This is a genomic window from Gimesia sp., assembly GCF_048260065.1.
GTDB lineage: Bacteria > Planctomycetota > Planctomycetia > Planctomycetales > Planctomycetaceae > Gimesia.
Genome location: NZ_JBLXHC010000012.1, coordinates 150,503 through 170,224 on the forward strand (window position 1 = coordinate 150,503; position 19,722 = coordinate 170,224).

The 19,722-nt window shown below is 50.1% G+C and carries 16 protein-coding genes; 4 read left to right on the top strand and 12 right to left on the bottom strand.

The window, feature by feature from the left end; translation table 11 throughout:
* Positions 1–6: 6 nt before the first annotated feature.
* Positions 7–1,227 carry a Tm-1-like ATP-binding domain-containing protein gene (locus tag ACN0YN_RS21450; RefSeq protein ID WP_417387068.1) on the bottom strand — a complete coding sequence of 407 codons (1,221 nt, stop codon included), beginning with the start codon at positions 1,225–1,227 and terminating at the stop codon, positions 7–9.
* Positions 1,228–1,505: 278 nt separating this feature from the next.
* Here ACN0YN_RS21450 and ACN0YN_RS21455 point away from each other — a divergent pair, with 278 nt between their 5' ends.
* Entirely contained in the window at positions 1,506–2,288 is a 783-nt protein-coding gene (locus ACN0YN_RS21455) for a carbonic anhydrase family protein (RefSeq protein WP_417387069.1), read from the top strand.
* A 243-nt stretch (positions 2,289–2,531) separates the two neighbouring features.
* Here ACN0YN_RS21455 and ACN0YN_RS21460 read toward each other — a convergent pair whose 3' ends face one another.
* The 5 genes from ACN0YN_RS21460 to ACN0YN_RS21480 all read right to left on the bottom strand — a co-directional run bounded on the left by ACN0YN_RS21460 (position 2,532) and on the right by ACN0YN_RS21480 (position 6,486).
* On the bottom strand, positions 2,532–3,878 hold the full coding sequence (locus ACN0YN_RS21460; protein ID WP_417387070.1) for a DUF4303 domain-containing protein: 1,347 nt from the start codon (positions 3,876–3,878) through the stop codon (positions 2,532–2,534).
* A 169-nt stretch (positions 3,879–4,047) separates the two neighbouring features.
* A complete protein-coding gene (locus ACN0YN_RS21465) occupies positions 4,048–4,485 on the bottom strand; it encodes a VOC family protein (protein WP_417387071.1) in 438 nt (145 codons plus the stop codon).
* Positions 4,486–4,520: 35 nt separating this feature from the next.
* Positions 4,521–4,886 (bottom strand): DUF2200 domain-containing protein, encoded by a 366-nt coding sequence (locus ACN0YN_RS21470; RefSeq protein ID WP_417387072.1) that lies wholly within the window; start codon positions 4,884–4,886, stop codon positions 4,521–4,523.
* Positions 4,887–5,016: 130 nt separating this feature from the next.
* Complete coding sequence (locus ACN0YN_RS21475) at positions 5,017–5,496, bottom strand: hypothetical protein (protein ID WP_417387073.1); 480 nt, start codon at positions 5,494–5,496, stop codon at positions 5,017–5,019.
* Positions 5,497–5,607: 111 nt separating this feature from the next.
* On the bottom strand, positions 5,608–6,486 hold the full coding sequence (locus ACN0YN_RS21480; RefSeq protein WP_417387074.1) for a hypothetical protein: 879 nt from the start codon (positions 6,484–6,486) through the stop codon (positions 5,608–5,610).
* Positions 6,487–6,808: 322 nt separating this feature from the next.
* Between ACN0YN_RS21480 and ACN0YN_RS21485 the strand changes: the two genes are divergently transcribed.
* A complete protein-coding gene (locus tag ACN0YN_RS21485) occupies positions 6,809–7,729 on the top strand; it encodes a sugar phosphate isomerase/epimerase family protein (protein WP_417387075.1) in 921 nt (306 codons plus the stop codon).
* 77 nt (positions 7,730–7,806) lie between these two features.
* On the opposite strand, the gene ACN0YN_RS21490 is transcribed toward ACN0YN_RS21485, so the two are convergent.
* The 6 genes from ACN0YN_RS21490 to ACN0YN_RS21515 all read right to left on the bottom strand — a co-directional run bounded on the left by ACN0YN_RS21490 (position 7,807) and on the right by ACN0YN_RS21515 (position 15,069).
* Entirely contained in the window at positions 7,807–8,124 is a 318-nt protein-coding gene (locus ACN0YN_RS21490; RefSeq protein ID WP_417387076.1) for a low molecular weight protein tyrosine phosphatase family protein, read from the bottom strand.
* Between the two features lie 348 nt (positions 8,125–8,472).
* Positions 8,473–10,269: a translation elongation factor 4 gene (gene lepA, locus ACN0YN_RS21495; protein ID WP_417387077.1), complete on the bottom strand. Its 1,797-nt coding sequence runs from the start codon at positions 10,267–10,269 to the stop codon at positions 8,473–8,475.
* 129 nt (positions 10,270–10,398) lie between these two features.
* Complete coding sequence (locus tag ACN0YN_RS21500) at positions 10,399–10,914, bottom strand: SMI1/KNR4 family protein (protein WP_417387078.1); 516 nt, start codon at positions 10,912–10,914, stop codon at positions 10,399–10,401.
* 32 nt (positions 10,915–10,946) lie between these two features.
* Positions 10,947–11,348, bottom strand: a complete 402-nt coding sequence (locus ACN0YN_RS21505) for a hypothetical protein (protein ID WP_417387079.1) — start codon at positions 11,346–11,348, stop codon at positions 10,947–10,949.
* 137 nt (positions 11,349–11,485) lie between these two features.
* Positions 11,486–11,815 carry a hypothetical protein gene (locus ACN0YN_RS21510; protein WP_417387080.1) on the bottom strand — a complete coding sequence of 110 codons (330 nt, stop codon included), beginning with the start codon at positions 11,813–11,815 and terminating at the stop codon, positions 11,486–11,488.
* A gap of 314 nt (positions 11,816–12,129) precedes the next feature.
* Positions 12,130–15,069 (bottom strand): hypothetical protein, encoded by a 2,940-nt coding sequence (locus ACN0YN_RS21515; protein WP_417387081.1) that lies wholly within the window; start codon positions 15,067–15,069, stop codon positions 12,130–12,132.
* 413 nt (positions 15,070–15,482) lie between these two features.
* On the opposite strand from ACN0YN_RS21515, the gene ACN0YN_RS21520 reads away from it, so the two are divergent.
* Positions 15,483–15,884 (top strand): BlaI/MecI/CopY family transcriptional regulator, encoded by a 402-nt coding sequence (locus ACN0YN_RS21520; protein ID WP_417387082.1) that lies wholly within the window; start codon positions 15,483–15,485, stop codon positions 15,882–15,884.
* Complete coding sequence (locus ACN0YN_RS21525; RefSeq protein ID WP_417387083.1) at positions 15,881–19,717, top strand: M56 family metallopeptidase; 3,837 nt, start codon at positions 15,881–15,883, stop codon at positions 19,715–19,717. Before ACN0YN_RS21520 ends, ACN0YN_RS21525 begins: the two co-directional genes overlap by 4 nt.
* The last annotated feature ends 5 nt before the right edge of the window (positions 19,718–19,722 follow it).

Here is a 19,722-nt window from a genome sequence, read left to right on the forward strand (position 1 = left end):
CTGGCTTTATTGAAAACGCGTTCCACTTACTCGCGCGAATGCCTCTACCAGAGCTGTTGTAAATTCAGCGTCGTTGATATGGCAGTCATGTCGCGTCACACGTCGAGTCTCTGTCTGAATCACTTCCTGTTCCAGCGTTTCGAACAGGCACTGATCTGCAGTGGGATCATAAAAGGGTTCTCCCTGTTTATCCAGCATGGAAATTCCCTGTTCGGGAATCAGGATTTCAACCGGAGCAGTCGACCGATTGACTTTGCCGGCGATCCACCTGGCAAACTGCCGATTCTCTTCAGCCGTTGTTCGCATCAGTGTGACCTGGGGATTATGTACGAGAAACTGACGGTCGGCAAACTGTGCGGGAACCGTTTCACGGGCACCGAAGTTAACCATGTCGAGGGCACCCAGGCTCATTACATACGGGATACCTCGTTCGAGAATCACATCGAATCGCTGGGGGCCAGCGGGCATGATGCCTCCCACAACTTCGTCGGCGACTTCCGTGGTTGTGATATCAAGCACGCCACGAATCAAGTCGTCGGCGACCAGCTTTTCCATCGCCTGACCACCGGTGCCCGTCGCGTGAAAAACCAGTGGATCAAAACCTTGTGATTCCAGTGATCCGCGCACCATGTCGACGCAGGGGGTTGTCACGCCGAACATGGTCATACCCAGAGCAGGGCGGGCTTCCGTGATGTCCTGCATGCGTGACGCCATACCAACGATGGCGTGTGCGGCGTTGCTTAATATTCGCCGTGATACCGAGTTGAGTCCCGCGACGTCGACGACAGAATACATCATCGTGATGTCGCTGTGTCCCACATAGGGTTGTGTGTTGCCGCTGGCGACGGTTGAGACGATCAGTTTGGGCAGACCGACGGGTAATGCCTGCATTGCGGGGGCGACAATCGCAGTTCCCCCACTCCCGCCGATGGCGATCACACCGGCGATTTCTTTTGTATTGACCTGATCGGGTAACCAGAGACGCAGTGCGGCTGCCATCGCGGTTACCGCCTGTCCCCGGTCAGTTTGTTTCAGAACCTGAGCGGGGCCAGCGGGATGTGCAGCAGCCACGGTCTCTGCTGAGATATCGGCCCGGTCCGAATGACCGCGGGTACTTAAATCGACCAGAACAACATCAAGGCCGGCATTGCGAATCGCATCAGCCACGAAGCAGATTTCGTCTGCTTTGGTATCCATCGTGGCGAGTGCATAGATGGTTTTCGACATGCGGGGGCTTTCTATGTTTTTGTTCTCTCGATCGGGTTCTGCTCAATCATTCATATTGGGAAGTCACGTCGGAATTTGTCAAGCCAGGGGAAACACTGCAGGCGCAGTGAAAGCAGGTCCGGCTGTAGTGCCTGTGATCTTCATTCTGATTAAGGTGAAGAGTATTTGCTGATATTCCGCGTCAGTTTACCACGTGGCTCACTGTTGTGAGCTAGGGTTCCCAATAGACAGGCAGTCTGAACGCCACGGTTAATACGAATACAAAAGGAACTACGAAGATGATCAAACTGAATTCGAATCCATTTCTGATCTGTTGTCTGTTTGTCATGATTCTGTCGGGTTGTACACAGAATCAACCGGCGGCCTCTGATGCTGCTGACGGGAAAGCGGAGACGGAAGGTACCGAAGTGGAACTCGATGTCAAACCGCTGGTGAATCGTGTGCTGACTCAGGAAGAGCAGGCAAAACTGACCCCCGACGAAGTTCTGACGATGCTGAAAGAAGGGAACCAGCGTTTTGTAGCAGGGACTCTGACCGCCCGTGATCATTCCAAACTGGTCCGCGAAGCGGCGCTGGGGCAATATCCTAAAGCGGTCATTCTTTCGTGCCTGGATTCACGCGTTCCCGTAGAAGATGTGTTTGACCGTGGGATCGGCGATATTTTCGTAGCCCGTGTTGCTGGTAACTTTGAAAACACCGATATTCTGGGAAGCATGGAATTTGCCTGCAAGGTCGCCGGTTCCAAGCTGGTCTTCGTACTGGGGCACGAAAGTTGTGGCGCCGTGAATGGTGCCATTGACGGCGTCGAACTGGGCAACATCACTGCCATGCTGGCAAATATCAAACCGGCCGTCGATCACTTCAAAGATTACAAAGGGGAAAAGACGAGTCAGAATCCCGAGTTCGTGAAAATGGTGATCGCACAGAACGTCCTGGGGACCATCGACCGGATCAGAATCAACAGTCCGATCCTCAAAGAGATGGAAAAGCAGGGCGAGATCAAAATCGTGGGCGGCATCTACAACATGCAGACCGGCGAGGTTGATTTGCTGGAACAGTGAGAGGTATGTATTGTGAGTCTGAATATTCAGAGCCGGATAATGATCAAATTCTCTCAGAGACTGTTAACGTCTTTGTAGTACTTAGCGACAGGTAAGAATCCTGGAGCCGCGGAAAAGCATGTCCGGATAATACAAGTTCTGCGGATGAAGTTAAACGCCAGCTGCCGCGTTTGGCATTGCATAATAGAACACGGTCCTGATGATCAAAGTCGATTAACAAACTCCCTGAAGATCTCATTTGAACTAGATTTCGCTCAGGCAGTACTTTGCCCACTCTCGCAAGTCGGGGTCGCGGCAGAGTTTTTTCAATTGCGGTATATATGGCGTCGCGGCTTTCTTCCAGTAGCTGAGGCTGAGTATGGCAAGCCGACGAACATTAAAACAACGGTCGTTGAAAAGCGATACAATCGCTGGCATTGCCAGTTTGCCTGCGGCCTTACCAAGACTCCGGTTTCCCAGACAGCCAACCGCGTGTTCACGGATAATTCGGTGTTTTGATTTAGTGCCATTGATCGCTGCGTCAAGACTCTCGACTCCAATCTCGCGAGAGGGCAAGGCAATTACACAGTTACCACCTGACGAATAACTTTGCCTTACGAGTCGCTGGCAGGATTTTATCTTCAACAAGCGTTCAATCGGCTCATAGTCAAGTGGGAGTGGGACACAGCAGTTATCAGCCGCGCAGGAGTAACTGTTTTTTATGCCTTCGACCGCCACATCTCGGTAATCTGATTTCTCTGCTAGTTTGATTACAAAGTCTACATCCCCCAGCAGCATAAGTGCTGTTGTCTCGTGAAATCGTACATGACCAGGTTTGATTGCCTGTTTACGTAATGCCTTGATAATTCGATCCTGGCGAAGGCTCAGTTCCCCGAGCAGATCAGCGGCAACACACCCCTGCTCAGGATCGCTTAAACAATCGAGCAGCAGAGGAACTGCGGCCTCACCCATCGATCTCAGTTTGTCCTGGTGTCTATATAGGTTCTCTCGATAACTTTTGTATTTCTGCTCAACTGAACCGGATGCGATGGCAGTCTCTTCTTCAAGTTGCATGTGCAGGTCGGGAAATCTTCTTTTAAACTGAGCTTTTGTCATGCATTGCTGCAATATCTTTATTTCATCGGGATGTTCGTCAGCAAATACAAAAACACCAAAGTCTCCTGTTGTGCTCTTTCGTTGCTTTAAGTCAGAAGTCAGTTTCTTTGCAATCTGTACCATCGACCGCATCATGGAATCGTAGACGCTCTGCCAATGGTCAGAGTCCAGGCGGTTGGCTTCCGTATTCAGCGCTGTAAAAAGTTGCTGCACCTCGCTATTTTGCCAGGGTAAATCAGTCCAGTACCAGTCCGCTGAACTCCACCTGAAATCTTCGTCTCGGTCGAGCTCTTCTTCAGTATTCAGAGCCAGGCACGGCAAGGTAATAAGCTGGCATTCCTCGGCATAAAACTCGTGAAATGCAGCGGCGTAAAACAGCTCGTCGGAGTACTGGTTCATGGCTGCCTGGATCACTTTCGAGCAGTGTGAAGCAACTGTCTCTTCAAACCGTAGCCAATTGAAGTCACGTTTTGCCGAAGTCTTGGTTTTTGCCATGATGTATTTATTGCTCTGCTGACCGAGGGACAATTGAGAGACAGAATTTGCACAATCAAGCTCTATCAGAATTTCAGGCTATGTTCAATTGATAATATGTTATTTGGTGCTTTCTAGCGGAGTCGATGTGCAGCATGTCCGAGATTTCCGAGGCTCATTGAGAAATCTGCTATTTGAGTTCCTCAGCCAGACCGATGAGAATTCCTTCGGGGCCCCGGATGTAGCAGAGCCGGTACAGGTCCTGATACTGGACTACTTTGTCGACAAGCTCCGCGCCCCGTTTCACGAGCCGGGCGACTGTATTGTCGATGTCTTCCACGGTGAACATGACCCGCAGATACCCGAGTGAGTTTACCGGTGCATTGCGGTGATCGGCGACGACAGGCGGTGAGAGGAAACGTGAGAGCTCAAGACGGCTGTGACCATCCGGTGTGCGCAGCATGGCGATTTCGACGCGCATCTTACTTAATCCTGTGACGCCATCTGCCCAGTCTCCTTCGACGGGGGCGCGTCCTTCGAGTTCGAGACCCAGTTCGGTGAAAAACTCAATCGCGGCGTCAAGGTCTTCTACCACGATGCCGACGTTGTCCATCCGCTTGACCGTCATACTCTCTCCTGACTAATCGGTGATCCCGTTGATCGTTACTCTGTTCGCAGTATTTTTTCCATCTTCCGCCCTTTTGCCAGTTCGTCAACCAGCTTGTCGAGGTACCTGACCTGTTGCGTTAATGGATTTTCAATCTCTTCGATCCGATAGCCGCAAATCATTCCTGTAATCAGGTGAGCGTTGGGATTTAACTTTGCTTTCTGAAAGAATTGTTGAAACGTGATCTTGTCTTTGATGTGCTTCTGTATTGCTTTATCACTGAAACCGGTCAGCCAGCGGATGACCTGATGCAATTCCTCTTTAGTCCGGTCTTTCTTTTCGACTTTGGTCACATAGTGTGGATACACGGAAGCAAACGTCATATTCGCCATACGTTCGTCGTGGTCGGATTTGCTGGTCATCTTTTAATTTTCCTGTGGCTTGTTGTGTTACCGTTTAGAATCCGTTTCTCAAATCATTTCCCAGTGAGCAGGACCCGAACGTATTCCAGCTACCTGATGAAAAGCGGACTTTGTTCCCGTATGCGGCGAATTATGATGCGTCTTTTGCGTTATTGATGTCACAAAGTGCGAAAAAGTGAACACTGTTTTCTGCGCCATCATCTATATAGCGTGCGATCTTGTTGAGTGGCATGGACATGTTATCGTTGTTATCGACGAGGAAAGCACAGGTTGGGGTCGTTCTCTCAGGAAGTATTGCCTGAAGTTCAGGATGTCGCGGCATATAGTCAACGTAGTCGATCCAGTGGTAATGGTTGTCTGTTTCATTTCGAATGACTTCGCCAACATATGCGCCACCATAGAGGATCGTGCTGTTCCATTCCTCGAAGTCCAGTTTATTTTTGTGCTGATGAAGATATTCCAGATATTCGTCGACATATTTTAAACTGTCATGCGACAGATCCAAGGCGTCGTGATTTAGCTGATCAGGGAAGCAGATTGGATTTGCATTGTTGAACGCACCAGCAAAGGCTGCAGCAAATTCGTGGAAGATATTGTCGATTTCACTCATATTATTTTTGTCTCATTGAGTTGAACGTACCCCTGGCAGTGACACACTGAATTCACTCATACTGGTAAATGTTCCGGTTTACCGAATTCCGGTGAAGTCAGTAAAGCTGTGTTATGGATTTTGATTCGATTGTATGGATGCCTTTACGGTGGCAAGCAGTTTATCGAGTTCAGGATTCAGATTCTGCATTTGGGGATCAGCTGAAAATGACTGTAAACGGGTAATAAATTCGTCCCGGCTGCTTTCGGGCACTTCAGGGAGTAATGTGGGAAAAGTGAGCTGCATGTATCCAATCAAACGTTTGAGTTCCGACGGTCGGTACGTTTGTGATTCTGTCAGAGTTTGCAAGCTGCCAGCGACAATCGTAGCCAGACCATTCTTCATTCGCTTCAGGCCTTCCATGCGGGCAGGATAATCAGGATTGTCTTTGTTAAGGGATGGCAGGAACTCGTTGACCAATGTCATCATCACAGCCGAAACTCGAAGCTGGGCGCCTATCAGCTCGACAAGTTCGCTGTCACCGACCTCTTGCTGTTTAAACGCTGTGAGATAAAGTTTGAGAATCTGATTACTGGACTGCATGTAGTTGATGCCGTCCGGAAGACGCTGCTGAAGTGGCAGTGTCTGGTTTCGGTAACTGTCCAGGTTATCATCGGCTGTCAGTCGCTTAAACATTTCTCCCGAGTTTTGACTCTGGTATCGGGGTAGTTTGCTTCTGTCCTGCTGCGCGATCCCCGCGAGAATCTCAGCCGCTTTTGCCATGTCGTTACCGGTCCAGCTACGGTCGCCGGCAGGAACACCAGCCTCGATGTATTCTTTGAGCATCAGAGAGTTGTCAACTGGTGGCTGAAGTTCTGGTTGCTGTGAATCTTCAGTGATCGATTTTGTCGTGTCAGAAACTTTAATGTCACTTGTTTTTTTAGTGGCATTTTCGTTTGTGCAACCAGCGACGAGCACAACGGCCAGCAGACTGTAGAGATGGATTCGCATGTAGAGTGACCTTGCCTCTGTAACGATTGAAATACGGAATAAGTTTTCGTGTTAATCTACCCGCGTACAGGTAACAAATCAATTGGCTTTCCCTGCAAGTCACCGCGAGTTCCGATTTTTCACATTCATTCGCTCAGCGATTTCATAGAGTGTTTTATCACTACGGAATTTTGTGTTTCGCCTTGAAAAGTGGCAGCTTTCTTGGTGCCATGTTTTAGTAAACAATGTTACAATATCGGGATGACAGGTACCTGTGACCTGATAGAACTGAAGTAATCAGACCGAAACGGACCGCCACACGACCAGACATCAAGGAGTTGACATGCTCACATCGGATTCACTTTCTCGTCGCCACTTTATGCTGTTAGCGGCCGCCGCTGCTGCTTCTTCTCCGTTTGTTGCTCAGGGAGCTGCAAGTCAGGAAGGCTATCTGAAAGGCCGCCTGTATAAGACGTTGAAGATTGGGATGGTCAAAGCGGGCAAGTCGCTGGAAGAAAAGTTCGCGCTCGCGAAGGAAGCCGGGTTCCAGGGAATCGAATTGAATACTCCGGGCATCGACGTCGCAGAAGTCAACGCTGCCATTAAAGCAACCGGGCTGCCTGTAGACGGTTCAGTCAATTCCAGCCACTGGAATGTGCGGCACACCGATCCCGATCCGGCAGTGCGTGCCAAGGCTCTGGAGAGCCTGAAAGAAGCATTACGGCAGACACACGCGGTCGGCGGAAACACGGTTCTGCTGGTTGTCGGGAAGGGCGTCGATGGCCCCGAAGAAGAGATCTGGAAGCGATCGATTGATAATATTTCGAAAGCAATTCCGCTGGCGGCTGAGCTGGGAGTTCCGATTGCTGTCGAAAATGTCTGGAATCAGTTCTGCTATGACCACGAAGGGGACCACAATCAGACTGCGGACAAGTTTGTGAAATACATCGACGAATTTGATTCTCCCTGGGTCGGCATGCAGTTCGATATCGGCAATCACTGGAAGTACGGCAGCATGGGGGACTGGATTCGTCAGCTTAACAAACGAATCATCAAGCTGGACCTGAAAGGTTTCTCACGCGAAATGGGCAAGTTCACCAAGATTGGTGAAGGGGACCTGGACTGGGCCGACGTTCGCAAGGCACTGGCCGAAATCAAATACACCGGCTGGGCCGCCGCGGAAGTTGCCGGCGGTGATCTGGCACGACTGAAAGAGATCTCCGCGAATATGGATCGCGTGTTCGGTTTGACGACACAATCCTGAAATAGATGACACAGAAGGCAGGTGTCACAGACGCTTTACGGTGCAGGACAGCCTGGGCCGCAAAGCGTTTTTTTAATTCAAAGATGCTTTCTGACCTTTCGCTCTAATTCCGCTATCAGATCAGAATCCATGAATTCGTATTTGTCTGCAATATCGAGACAAACAATTCTGGTATCTTTCAGATACTGATTGAATCGTTTCGACAGCTTCTGGCGATGTACCGGCTCCATCACGAAGATGAGATCAGCCCATGTCAGCAGATCTGGTGTGACGGGCGTCTGAGAATCGCGATTTAAACCTGCTGAAGCCACTTCGAACTCGTTCTGAATCGCGAAATGAACCTCTGCGGTCAGACTGCGTTTTTTGTTTTTTGAACATAGGAATAGAACTCGCATCAGGAATGGTCGCCTTGCCAGTAATTCATCTGATTAGTCTGTTTATGTTTTGCTGGTGATAGTTGCCATGATTGTGAAATGTCAGGCCGTTGTTTCGCGATGCTGTCCTGTCCAGACCGGGCAGATCAGCCAGGAGCTCCGGTTTTCTTTTGTTCTTCAGGCATCGATGTACTCAAGAGTATTGATTTGAATAAGACGGAATGATTTCCATAAAGACCGTTTGATTCTGTATGATCAATAATCAAGTGTCAATATGGTACTAAGGAAGGTGCAACGAACAATGAAGTTCAGATGCATAACTTGCAGCGGTAATCTACACGACGCCCTCAACCAGACCGCTTTCCAGTCTTAATCTTTATCGGCGCGCAGGACAGAAATGAAGGCTTTCTGGGGGATGTTGACGCTGCCGAACTGCTTCATTTTTGCTTTACCTTTTTTCTGCTTTTCGAGCAGTTTTTTCTTCCGCGTCACATCGCCGCCATACAGCTTTTCGGTGACGTCTTTGCGGAACGGTGCGATGGTCGTGCGGGCAATGACTTCGCCTCCAATGGCTCCCTGGATGGGGATCTTGAACTGATGACGGGGAATTTCTTTGGCAAGTTGTTCGCAGTAATGCAGAGCCCGCGGGCGGGCCTTCTCGCGATGAACGAGATAGGACAGCGTGTCGACCGGTTCTTTGTTGACGAGGATTTCGACTTTCACAATATCAGTAGTTCGATATTCAATAGGCTCATAATCGAACGATCCATATCCGCGGGTAATCATCTTCAGTTTGCCGTAGAAGTCGAACAAGACCTCTCCCAGCGGCATGATGCTGGTGACTTCGATTCGATTGGCGGACAGATAGTTCATCGTCTGGCTTTCCGAACGATGTTCCCTGCAGAGTTCCATAACCGGTCCGACATATGTCTCGGGAGTCAGAATGGAAGCTTTGATGTAGGGTTCGCTGGCGGAATCAATGGCTGTGGGATCGGGCCAGTAAGAGGGATTGTCGACTTCGAGTGTGGATCCGTCTTTCAGTGTTAAAATATATTTCACCGAGGGGGCTGAGATCACCAGCCCAATGTCAAACTCGCGCTGTAAGCGCTCTTGAATCACATCCAGGTGCAGCAGTCCGAGAAATCCACAACGAAAGCCGAAGCCCAGCGCCGCGGAACTGTCCTTTTCAAACGTGAGGGCGGCGTCGTTGATCGCCAGTTTCTCCAGGGCCTTGGTGAGTTCTACATAGTCTCCGGTGTCCATGGGATAAATGGAAGAAAACACGACCTGTCTGGCGGGCTGGTAGCCGGGGATCGGTTCAGCAGCCTGTCGATTCTGCAGGGTAATCGTATCGCCGATCTCAATGTCCTGCACACTTTTCACGCCCGCGACGACATAACCCACTTCGCCTGCGCTGAGTTGTGATTTGGGATTGAGTTTCATCTGGTTGTAGCCCACTTCATCTACTGTGAAGTCTCGACCGGCGTGCATGAAGTGGATTGTATCGCGCGGTTTGAGTGTGCCTTCCATGATGCGGCACTGCAGAATGACGCCCCGAAACTTGTCATAGATCGCGTCAAACACGAGTGCTTTCAACGGTGCAGCCGGATCGCCCTGTGGCTCTGGAAGTTTCTCGACGATGCCCTGCAGGACGGCTTCGATGCCAATGCCATTTTTGGCGGATATCGGGATCGCTTCGAACGGATCGAGGCCCAGTTCTTCATCAATGGCTTCCTGCGCCAGTTCGATGTCCGCAGCCGGAAGGTCGATCTTATTGATGACAGGCAGCAGGGTCAGGTTATGTTCCAGCGCCAGATAGAGGTTCGCGACCGTCTGGGCTTCGACACCCTGAGAAGCGTCGACTATGATCAAGGCACCTTCGCAGGCCATTAATGAGCGTCTGACTTCGTGCGAAAAGTCGACGTGGCCCGGCGTATCGATCAGATTCAATAGATAGTCTTCGCCATCCGGCGTGCGATAGTTGAGCGTGATGGAATTGCTCTTAATGGTGATGCCGTGTTCGCGTTCGATATCCATCGAGTCGAGCATCTGTTCATGCAGTTCGCGCAGTGTCACGCCACCACAGGTTTGAATGAGCCGATCGGCGAGCGTGGACTTGCCATGATCAATATGAGCGATGATGCAGAAGTTTCGTATATGTTTCATCGCGTAGTTTTAGCAGAAAGCAGAGGAAAAAAACAACAGTGAAGGCAGTCGATGTGGAGGGGCGACTGTAACGGCGTCTGACTCCCTGGCTGCCCTGGTGAAGGGCATTCTAACTTGCCTGCGTCCAGGTTAGTTATATTTCTCACATACGTGGTCTACCCAGTTCGCAAATCGACATTTTCCATTGGCTTCGAGCGTAATGAATTCAGAACCATTCGGGGGAATCTTGGTGCTGAACTGACTTTTGACCCATTCTTGAAAAGTTAAGTTCGGTTCACTTCCTGCAGGTGGTTTCGATATATCTTCAAAACCGAGTTCGCCATACCCAATGGCAAGCAGTCGCAGGAAATCTTTAAAATTGGCAGCAAGAACTTTGATGCCGTCCCCCTCAGAACCTAAATGCACAACTGGATAACAGTTATCACCGGCATCCCAGATGCAATACAGAGAGCCATCAGCCCCCGCGCCGAATTGCGCGAGTTGATCATCGACATGCCTGAATCCAAACCAGTAGAACATGGTGTCTCTGTCGCCAGAACGAAGTTCAAAGAAACCGCTGATTGGATAACCATTTTGATTTGTCCACTCGATTAATTGTTCGAGTTCATTAGGAAAAGGGATACTGGAGGGAAAGCTTTGTTTCATTTTTTCACAATTCATAAGCTTCAAATCCCATACTAAGTTTCTATTACTTGCACCAATCGCAAGAAATCATATTTCATCGGTCCAAATTTTTGTCGGAATGAGATTTCAAACGATTCAATAATAACTTTTGCACCAATCACTATTTCTTCACTTTCCCAGAAACCTGGTCGGTCATATATAGTAATCTTACCCTCCTGATTGATTTCGACGATATCCCATTCTTCATTGAAAAAGTCTTTGCGCCTACCGATAAAAGAAACTGTCCCGATGACCTGAAAGCTAGGTATAAGATCAGAATCGTAGTTATTCCACCACCTCTCAGATCCAACATTTCCATACTTAATAATATACTCCGGCCAATCTTCAGCGAGAGCAATATTCACCAAAGCTGCCCATGAATCTGTACTATTTCTTAAATCAAAAACCACTGACATACTTGAGACTCAAAAAAGCGAATTGCAGTCAGAATTGTAGAGCATATAGAGGGTGTACGGCATCAAAAAGAATTACTTTCTAACCAAATGTGATCTGTTCAGATAACAGTGCGTCTGTCTGTTCCGCATATGTCGTATTATTCCGATTTGACTTTAGGGGGATTCAGGTCATATGTCTCATATTGTGACCAGGCGATGTGTGTCTCTGGTTCGCCTTCTGCCTGACTGATCACAAGGGTTGTTGATGTATGCGCGGTGTTAATTGAGATTATATGGATCTTCACCGGGCGATCTTCCAAGTCACTGTGGAACATGACTGAGCGACCTGAGATTCCGTCTAAATCTTGTGTCTGTTCATTTCCTGGAAAGGGCATCTCGTTTTGAGCCAGTTTTGATTTGTAGTAATTAAACACCTTGTCAATGGGGTCTGTCGTTGTGAGAACTGTCTTGCTGTAACTGGAAGGCACGGTTCTATCCCCCTTGTGGTTGACTGTTGCCGCGTCTCTTATACTTGCGCCGTGTATCTTTGAATCGGGATATTGTCATCCAGATATATTTGCCAAAAGTGATTTCGGTTTTTCTGCAGAACGCACAGCTGTTGGAAGTAATGCAATAATTACAGTGCTGAAAAAAACTGATGTTCGCAGCATGGTTCATCTCCTGTGTGAAGATGGTGTATTAAAAAGCGATTTATGAAAGCCGTCTGGAACCGAATAAGAATACCTGTTTAACGGAATGTGATCTATTCAAGTTATCCGATTGAATTAAAATAGAATTCAATTCAGTCCGGTGTTTTGATAGTTCGGAGCTGAATCTTTGTAATCTGGTACGATACATTCTTCGTTTCGGAAAGGACCAGTTCCCGTCCTCGTATCTCTGTCGAGTTCGTGGGATGCCGGAATCGTTTCGGATCACCGTGCCAGTCGATGATCCGGTTATCGTCGACGTCGACTACCACGCTCTCTGGAGTGACGCGGCACAGGATGGTGTGCTCTTTCTGATCGGGAAAGACGCCTCCCTGATAAGTGCTTGCATTCTGATCGCCACCACGTCCATCGAGAGTATGCAGTCCGCATGCCCGTCCGAGCCAGCCATCAAGGGCCAGTAAAGTGCCACTGTTCTTCTCGCCTGCAACAATGTCAATGCCCAGTGTATCACGGCCTTTCAGACGGGTGACGACCATCAATAACTCATAGGAAGAGGGGGCCTCAACGGGCAGCTTGAGACGACCACCACTCGACGCTGGTGTAAGCAGCACGCCGTCTTCCAGTTTCCACTCCCCCTGGAGAGTGTCACGCTGTAAATCGATCAGACTGAGCAGGTCGACTGGCTTTCCGAGAACACGTTCCGTTGGTTCGGTCTCTGCCTGAATCTGGAATTCCGGGACATAATCCGGATGGTCTGCCACAAACCATTTATGTTCCTGGAAACGCCTCTGGATGACGGCATCGGTGCGGTTCATGTCGTCATCGTGTCCATACCCGAACCCGTGCAGCAATTCGTGTGAGATCGCCCAGGGATGACTAAACCAGTTAAAGTCTCCCACCATCCCGCTGAGAGGCATTGTGGTTCCGCGGTGTCCACCAATGGCGCCGCCGTTCAACCACCAGGACAACTTGACGCCGTAGGATGGATCGAGGGGGATTTCCCGTTCTGATGCAATTTCACTCAGGCTGCGCTCGACCTTCGCCAGATAGGCAGACGTTCGCCAGTTCATATACGCAGGCGATGTTGTTGAAACATGTTTAGAGCGACGGGGAACAAAACGTTCCGGAGCCAGAATCAGTTCTGTGGGCTGATCCAACTGGTAATGTGCTTTCAGGAGAACCGTGTCAGTCACATTTCCCAACCGCTGGATGGCAGCCTGTGTCAGGGGAGGCTTCGGCGGCGCGGCACCGTCGCGCATCTGCACTTCCCATTTCCAGTCAATGGTTGATTTCTGGCGATCCAGGATATGCCCCTGAGGATCGATCAGACTGATATCAGTCCATAGTTGTCTTGCGCTCGGGCTTCCTAAGCTCTCGTTCGTCAAGATCGTTGCACTTGCGCGACCGGACAGTGGGCCACCCAGTTCAAACAGATGATCGGACGGAGCCTGAGGCAGTGTGTAACCCTGGGGATGGAAAACCGCTTTGCGACCGTTCTTGATCTGGAACCAGTACCCGAGTTCCAGGAACCGGCGATTCGTCAAAAACAGGGTGTTATTTGTTATAGGGAACTCGTATTGAGAATCGGGGAAATTCAGTTTTACTCCTGCCGCAACAGGATGCAAGGCTTCTGATTGCCAGCCAAAAGCGCACCGGACCATGTTCTCTGCCGTTTCCTGGATCCGACGAAGTTCATTCGTTTTCAATTCTTTCCATAAAGCGACCTGCGCGTATTCGTTGCTGCCAAAGACACGGATACGGTAACTTTCGTCTTTGGATAGGACCAAAGAGACATGTTCTGCCCGTGCGTTTCGTTTCCATGATACTGCGCCGGTTGGCAGGATGGATCGTATTCCCAGTTGCGTCAGCTCCAGTCTGCGGAAACCTTGCACCGCCAGTTTCGGTGTGGGAATCTGAATCGATTGTAGCCTGACCGTCGTTGGCGATCCGACTTCCACGCGGCTGCTTTTTAAAGCCACGAGAACCTGTGGACGATTCTGATGCTGCACTTCAAACTGGTAAGAACCGGCAGGTAATGCGACAACCGTCCGTCCAAGGTGATCAAATACATGCTGGCCCGGGACGATTGTCGGGTGACTCTCATCTTTCTCATAACGGACGACTGTCAGTGAAGCGCCGAGAACATGTTCGGGCAGGTCACAGCGAATTTCAACAGGCCAAAGCTGTGAAATCGGGATGCGAACTCGCGCAGTGTAGGTGTCGCTTCCTGCGGCGTGTCGGTCGTCAAAACGAATCGTCATTCGATCGTCAGACTTCAGGAGCTGTACCGCGCCTCTCCCCGATTTCTCCACCAGTTCGGCTGCGGACAAATTCAGACCGGCGAGAACAGGAAAGCCTTTTGATTCGGGCTGGAATTCCGGTTCTATATAGGGATCCCAGTTTCGACCATTAAACGCCACCTTGCGTGGCCAGCTTGATTCATAGTGCGCCCATTTGACTTTTTCTGAATCGATATGAACGGCGTCAGCACCGTCGATCTTTGTCTGGAGATGTAATTCAAGTGGCTTCGGCGGTTGACCTGTCTCAGCTGTGAGGTCGTCGATCATCTGTTTTGACTGCCTGCAAATCTGATCGGCAAAGGTGATGAGTATTTCGTATGTATCAGAGCCGTTGTGCCTTTCGTCATTGAAGTGGACGATCAAGCCGTTTGCATCGTAACCCAGGCGGACCTGTCCACGACCTCGAATTTTATTGATGGTGGCACCCGCCAGTCTGATATGACTGCGCACAAAGGGGGAGTTAGTACCCACCTGTAATGTATGTTGCTGTTGAGGAGACCAGGGTTGCCCATTAATCTCGACATGAGTAGGCCAGGACCACGAACCATGTTTCCAGCGGACAGCGCGGTGTGAAATATGTAATTGATCTGTTCCGTCAATATTGGCCAGAATATGTAAGCTGGTTCCGCTCTGATCCGTTAGGTCGTCCGACGCCGTGGCCGCCGATTCACTCCAAACAGAAAGAAACAGAATCAGGATCAGAGGTAGGCTACGGACTGGCGAACTGTGAAAGGGAGATGAAGCGAAACAGGCTGAGGAGACGTTGTGAGTCATTTCATGTTCTTTCACATGTAAATTCAGTTCTGTTCCACGCTACAGGTCAGATCGAATGCCAGAAAGGCTTCTTCTCACAGCTGAATTCTAATCAGAATCATCATTTCATTATGCTATCACGCGTGACAGGCATATCAAGGTTTCGTTTCAAGGATGTAAACGGTTTTCATAATTCAAGATTTTCTTACTGAATCAGCTGATTACAATCGGAGGTCAACCGAATTCTAAGAACTGTCGTGTCAGAGACTTTGGGGTTTTGCTGTCTTTCACGCTGAAACTGAAAGCATTTCATGATGGTTATCAATTGGGGATGTTCGTCTTTAAATTCTTGACTCCCTGGATTTCAACTGCTAGTATAGTCGCATGTGCTACTACGCTAGCATGTACTCAGGCATTAGAGAGGCAGGGTAACAATGGCGAAAAAGAGACCCGCGCTGGGACATCGGGAACGACAGATTGTAGAAGCCGTCTATCGTCTTGGTGAAGCTTCGGTGAGTGAAGTGTTAAAAGAATTGCCAGAGCCGCCGAGCTACTCGACGGTACGGGCGATGCTCGGTTCGTTAGTTGATAAGCAGGTGCTACGGTTCCGGAGAGACGGTAAGCGGTATCTTTATCGGCCGGCGGTTGCTGCGGAGTTAGCCCGGAAGTCTGCTTTGGAAAATGTGCTTGCGACATATTTTGCCGGCCGAACCTCGGACGCCGTTGCTGCGCTGCTTGATGTCTCGGGTAACAAAATTTCTGATGAAGAACTTCGTGAAATTAAACAGCTGGTTGACGAACGACGTCGCCAGATTCGTGAAGGAGACTCGTTATGAACATCACAAGTCGCGTTCTGACAGGATTGACCGGGGCAGATAGTATTGAGTCGCTCGCGCTGCGTTGCTGTCTCTGCAATTTTCTTCTGCTTATTGGCGTATGGATCGCTGTCTGGTGCCTGAGTCGAAGTTCTGCCGCGTTCAGACATCGGGTGTTGTTGATGGGGTTGGCAGGTGTCCTGTTGCTCCCAGTGATCATTCCATTGACTCAAGGCTGGAATCCGACGATCCGACTCCTTGCTGAAGCGGAGCGGGAACTGATTCCTTCAGCATCCCACGCGTTAGCCGTGGAACACGAAATCAGTCCTTTCATCGCTGAACAACCACAAACCGGAGAGTTGCCTGCGGATTTTGTGATGCCACAGACCGAGACTTTCTCAGACCGGTCGGCACCGCTTGAATTTCGTGAACCGGATCAGGCCGTCAGCTCAGTTGAGATCGCAGCTGAGCCCCCCACAGACTCTCGGAAAACCGTTTCGACAGGGAGGACGAGTATCAGCATCGAGGTTCTGCTCTTTGCAGTCTGGGGGATCGCCGCCTGCCTGCTGGGGCTGCGTCTGTTCGTGCTGCAACTTATGATCGGGAAAGTCGTGCGCACGGCAATACCGGTCACGGATGCAAAGACTCTCGCTGTTCTGGAATCGGTCAATCGAACAGGCCGGTTCGTGAATCTGCTCTGCAGCGAATCAATACAAGTGCCTGTTGCTGTTGGCATTTTTCGGCCAGCAATTGTGTTGCCGACTGGATACGGAAAGTGGTCGAAGGAACGTCTGCGGATAGTGCTGTTACACGAGCAGTCTCACATCGACCGACGTGATGTCCTTTCACAGTCAATCGCTCAAATCGCCTGCGTTTTTTACTGGTTCAATCCACTCGTCTGGCAAGCTGCCCGGCGTATGCGACTGGAACGTGAACTGGCCTGCGACGATGCGGTATTTTCTTCGGGGGAAAACGCCGGGAACTATGCCGATCATCTGGTGGACATCGCTGCCGCCATCGTGGATCGCTGGCAAGTGCCTCAAAATGTTTCGGCTATGGCAACACATACGAATTTGCAAACCCGCGTCCAGCATCTTCTTCAGAATGATTTAGACCGTCGTTCGCTGTCAAAGCGTGCCTCGACTTCGCTGTTCGCATTGCTGAGTGTGCTCCTTCTGTTCCTGGCGATTGCGTCGCCATCAATCGCGACGACGTTGGAGAATGATTCGCCTGATGCAGAGAAGAATGCTCCCTCTGTCGTTGAACTTACTCTTACGGGCAATGAGTCAGCTGACTGGTCTGCGCGGCTCAATGCGATGCCGAACGTGCAGAAGCTGACGATTCGCCAGCCAAACCTGAAAAATCTCCAGTCCATCCAGATCGGCGAATTGAAACAGCTGACCTCATTTCGAGCAGAGGACTTTCCTTTGGAGTCGAAGCTGTCCGACAAGGTGGCGTCTGAGCTTGCGCAACTTCCAAAGCTAAAATCAGTTACATTCCAGCGCACCGGGCTGACCAGTGATGGGCTTCAATCGCTGCACAGCTCTTCGCTGACTGAGTTAGAACTGATTGAGGAAGAATTGATGACTGATACTGGATTCGTACATCTTGCGAAAATGCCTGCATTAAGCAAGCTGGTATTGGATGCAACGCCGATTGAAGTTGCAGGATTGAAGCATCTTCAGGCGTGTTCAAATCTGAAAAATCTCGTGCTGCGTCGGCATCCCGCTGGATCCTCTCGGGACGGAGCAGATCAACGGCTGGCTGCCATTGGAGGGCTCAATTCGCTTGAGGAACTGGAAATCGACTCTACTGCGTATACTCGTCTGATAGCCCTGAAGAAAATCAAATCACTGAAGCAGCTGACACTGCGGCGTTGTGGAGGATTCGAAGCATCTCGATCTTTCAAACAGTTGACTCAACTGGACAAGCTGATACTCGACAACTGCGCTTTTCAGAACGAAACACTGGGAGATGTGCAGGCTACTCTTGAGGATGTGGGAATTGAAGTTGTCGATATGACTCCCCCAGCCGGGACAGACCTGCTCACACGTACTTCGTCGCCTGTAAATGAAGCGACAAAACTGGCAAGACAGGTGCACGACGAGCTCAACGTAGCGAAACATTTTCCTGCCTTCTGGGGTCGTCGGCTCACGTACTCCAGTGTAGTACCTTCGATGGAATCAGAACCGATCCGAACCGTTCATCGATTGAAGAAGACACTGACAGAGAATCATGTCCGGCGACCGCATTCCCAGGAAACAGTCCTGGCATGGGCTCCGCAGCAGTTCTACACTGTTAATCGGACTTCCGAAAATGGTAAATTGATTTGGGAGCAAATCAAATATGGTGACGCGAAAAACGCCTGGTCGCGCGAAGGGAGTCCCGAAGAGCCGCCCAGACATTTCATACTTAATGGTATTTCGGAATTTGCGGACTCACTTTTCTACATTCCAGCTCAACTTCAGGTCTCGCATCAGGATTACTGGTGGGGCGTGGGGACTCATCACAACATCGCGACGAGTTCTGTTTCACCGCAGCAAGCCACTTATAATGAACTTCCTGAAGAAGAGTTCGCCGGTGAAACGTGTCGCGTACTTGAATCGGCGGGGCGCAGCGAACGATTGTGGATCAGTAAAAAAACAGGCCGCTTACGTGGTAGTTTGAGTTATGTTCACCAGGGTTACTTTATCCCATTCTATAAGCAGGATATCGTTACGCAGATCGCGGGGCGTACCATCACTTCACTCGACGATTACCGTACTCTGGTGGGAGATGGCGAAGAAGCCCTGCCCATAGAAAAGCAACACCAGTTGAGTATTGCCTGGGCAGAGTACCATTTTCACCATGCGATCCCCGGCCGGTTACACGTATTCAGTGACTACCGCGAGATTACACCAGGCCGCTGGTTCTCTTTCCGTGTGCAGATCGCCGGCTGGCATCACAATAAACTGAACCAGGGGCATTACGATTTCTACAGCTCCGAGAGTATTGTTACCGAGCTTGCTGTTAACCGCAACGATCTGAAAAAATACTGGGAAGCCGTACTACCGAGTGAAGGTGAGAGTGTTCAGGATCAGCGATTCGGTGTTCCCGTTGATTATAAGTATGGCAAAGATCGAACGGCTGATGAGTTGCAGCGTCTGGTGAATGAACAGCTTTTCAAATATGCTGACTCTGCTCTGCTGATTGCAGAGCGGACGAGCCCTATCGGGAAGCTGGTCGGCAAACCGGCACCCGTACTTCCTGCGGAACGGTGGATCGGTGAGCAACCCGATCTGAAAGGGAAATCGTACCTGATTCATTTCTGGGCCGCGTGGTGTGCGCCGTGTAAGAATGATGTACCACTGCTCAATTCTATCTCGAAAAATAGAACCGTGATTGGTCTGCACCCCAGCGGCACTGATATGGAGCAGATCCGGAAGACAGCCAAAGATTCGAAGATGACCTATCCCACGGTCGTCGCGCCTCCCGGATCGAAAGATATCTTCGGTTATCCCGTAAAGCTCTTCCCGTATTGCATCGAGGTCGATAAACAGGGCAAGATCGCCAGATACGGAACGCTGCACGAGGTTCTCGGCATAGACAACAATAGCGTATCAACGGCTCAACTCGCGCCAGATACAAAAGGTGTAGTACTGGGGACTCAGACAGAACAGGGGTTCGTCGCGATTTCGCTGGGTGAATCGGATGGCGTGCGGAAAGGGCAAGTCTTCCATGTGGTACGAGGCGAACGCCAGGTGCCGTTCCGAATCGTTTTCGTACAGAAGAACCAATCGGTCGGACAGATCCTGGACGAAAACGAAAAAACCGAAATCAAAAAGGGTGATGAAGTGCTGCCGTCGTCTGGCTAAATATG

Coding starts and splice junctions, on each gene's coding strand:
- ACN0YN_RS21450 (WP_417387068.1), bottom strand. CDS start 1,227: ATGTCGAAAACCATCTATGCACTCGCCACGATGGATACCAAAGCAGAC.
- ACN0YN_RS21455 (WP_417387069.1), top strand. CDS start 1,506: ATGATCAAACTGAATTCGAATCCATTTCTGATCTGTTGTCTGTTTGTC.
- ACN0YN_RS21460 (WP_417387070.1), bottom strand. CDS start 3,878: ATGGCAAAAACCAAGACTTCGGCAAAACGTGACTTCAATTGGCTACGG.
- ACN0YN_RS21465 (WP_417387071.1), bottom strand. CDS start 4,485: ATGACGGTCAAGCGGATGGACAACGTCGGCATCGTGGTAGAAGACCTT.
- ACN0YN_RS21470 (WP_417387072.1), bottom strand. CDS start 4,886: ATGACCAGCAAATCCGACCACGACGAACGTATGGCGAATATGACGTTT.
- ACN0YN_RS21475 (WP_417387073.1), bottom strand. CDS start 5,496: ATGAGTGAAATCGACAATATCTTCCACGAATTTGCTGCAGCCTTTGCT.
- ACN0YN_RS21480 (WP_417387074.1), bottom strand. CDS start 6,486: ATGCGAATCCATCTCTACAGTCTGCTGGCCGTTGTGCTCGTCGCTGGT.
- ACN0YN_RS21485 (WP_417387075.1), top strand. CDS start 6,809: ATGCTCACATCGGATTCACTTTCTCGTCGCCACTTTATGCTGTTAGCG.
- ACN0YN_RS21490 (WP_417387076.1), bottom strand. CDS start 8,124: ATGCGAGTTCTATTCCTATGTTCAAAAAACAAAAAACGCAGTCTGACC.
- lepA (WP_417387077.1), bottom strand. CDS start 10,269: ATGAAACATATACGAAACTTCTGCATCATCGCTCATATTGATCATGGC.
- ACN0YN_RS21500 (WP_417387078.1), bottom strand. CDS start 10,914: ATGAAACAAAGCTTTCCCTCCAGTATCCCTTTTCCTAATGAACTCGAA.
- ACN0YN_RS21505 (WP_417387079.1), bottom strand. CDS start 11,348: ATGTCAGTGGTTTTTGATTTAAGAAATAGTACAGATTCATGGGCAGCT.
- ACN0YN_RS21515 (WP_417387081.1), bottom strand. CDS start 15,069: ATGACTCACAACGTCTCCTCAGCCTGTTTCGCTTCATCTCCCTTTCAC.
- ACN0YN_RS21520 (WP_417387082.1), top strand. CDS start 15,483: ATGGCGAAAAAGAGACCCGCGCTGGGACATCGGGAACGACAGATTGTA.
- ACN0YN_RS21525 (WP_417387083.1), top strand. CDS start 15,881: ATGAACATCACAAGTCGCGTTCTGACAGGATTGACCGGGGCAGATAGT.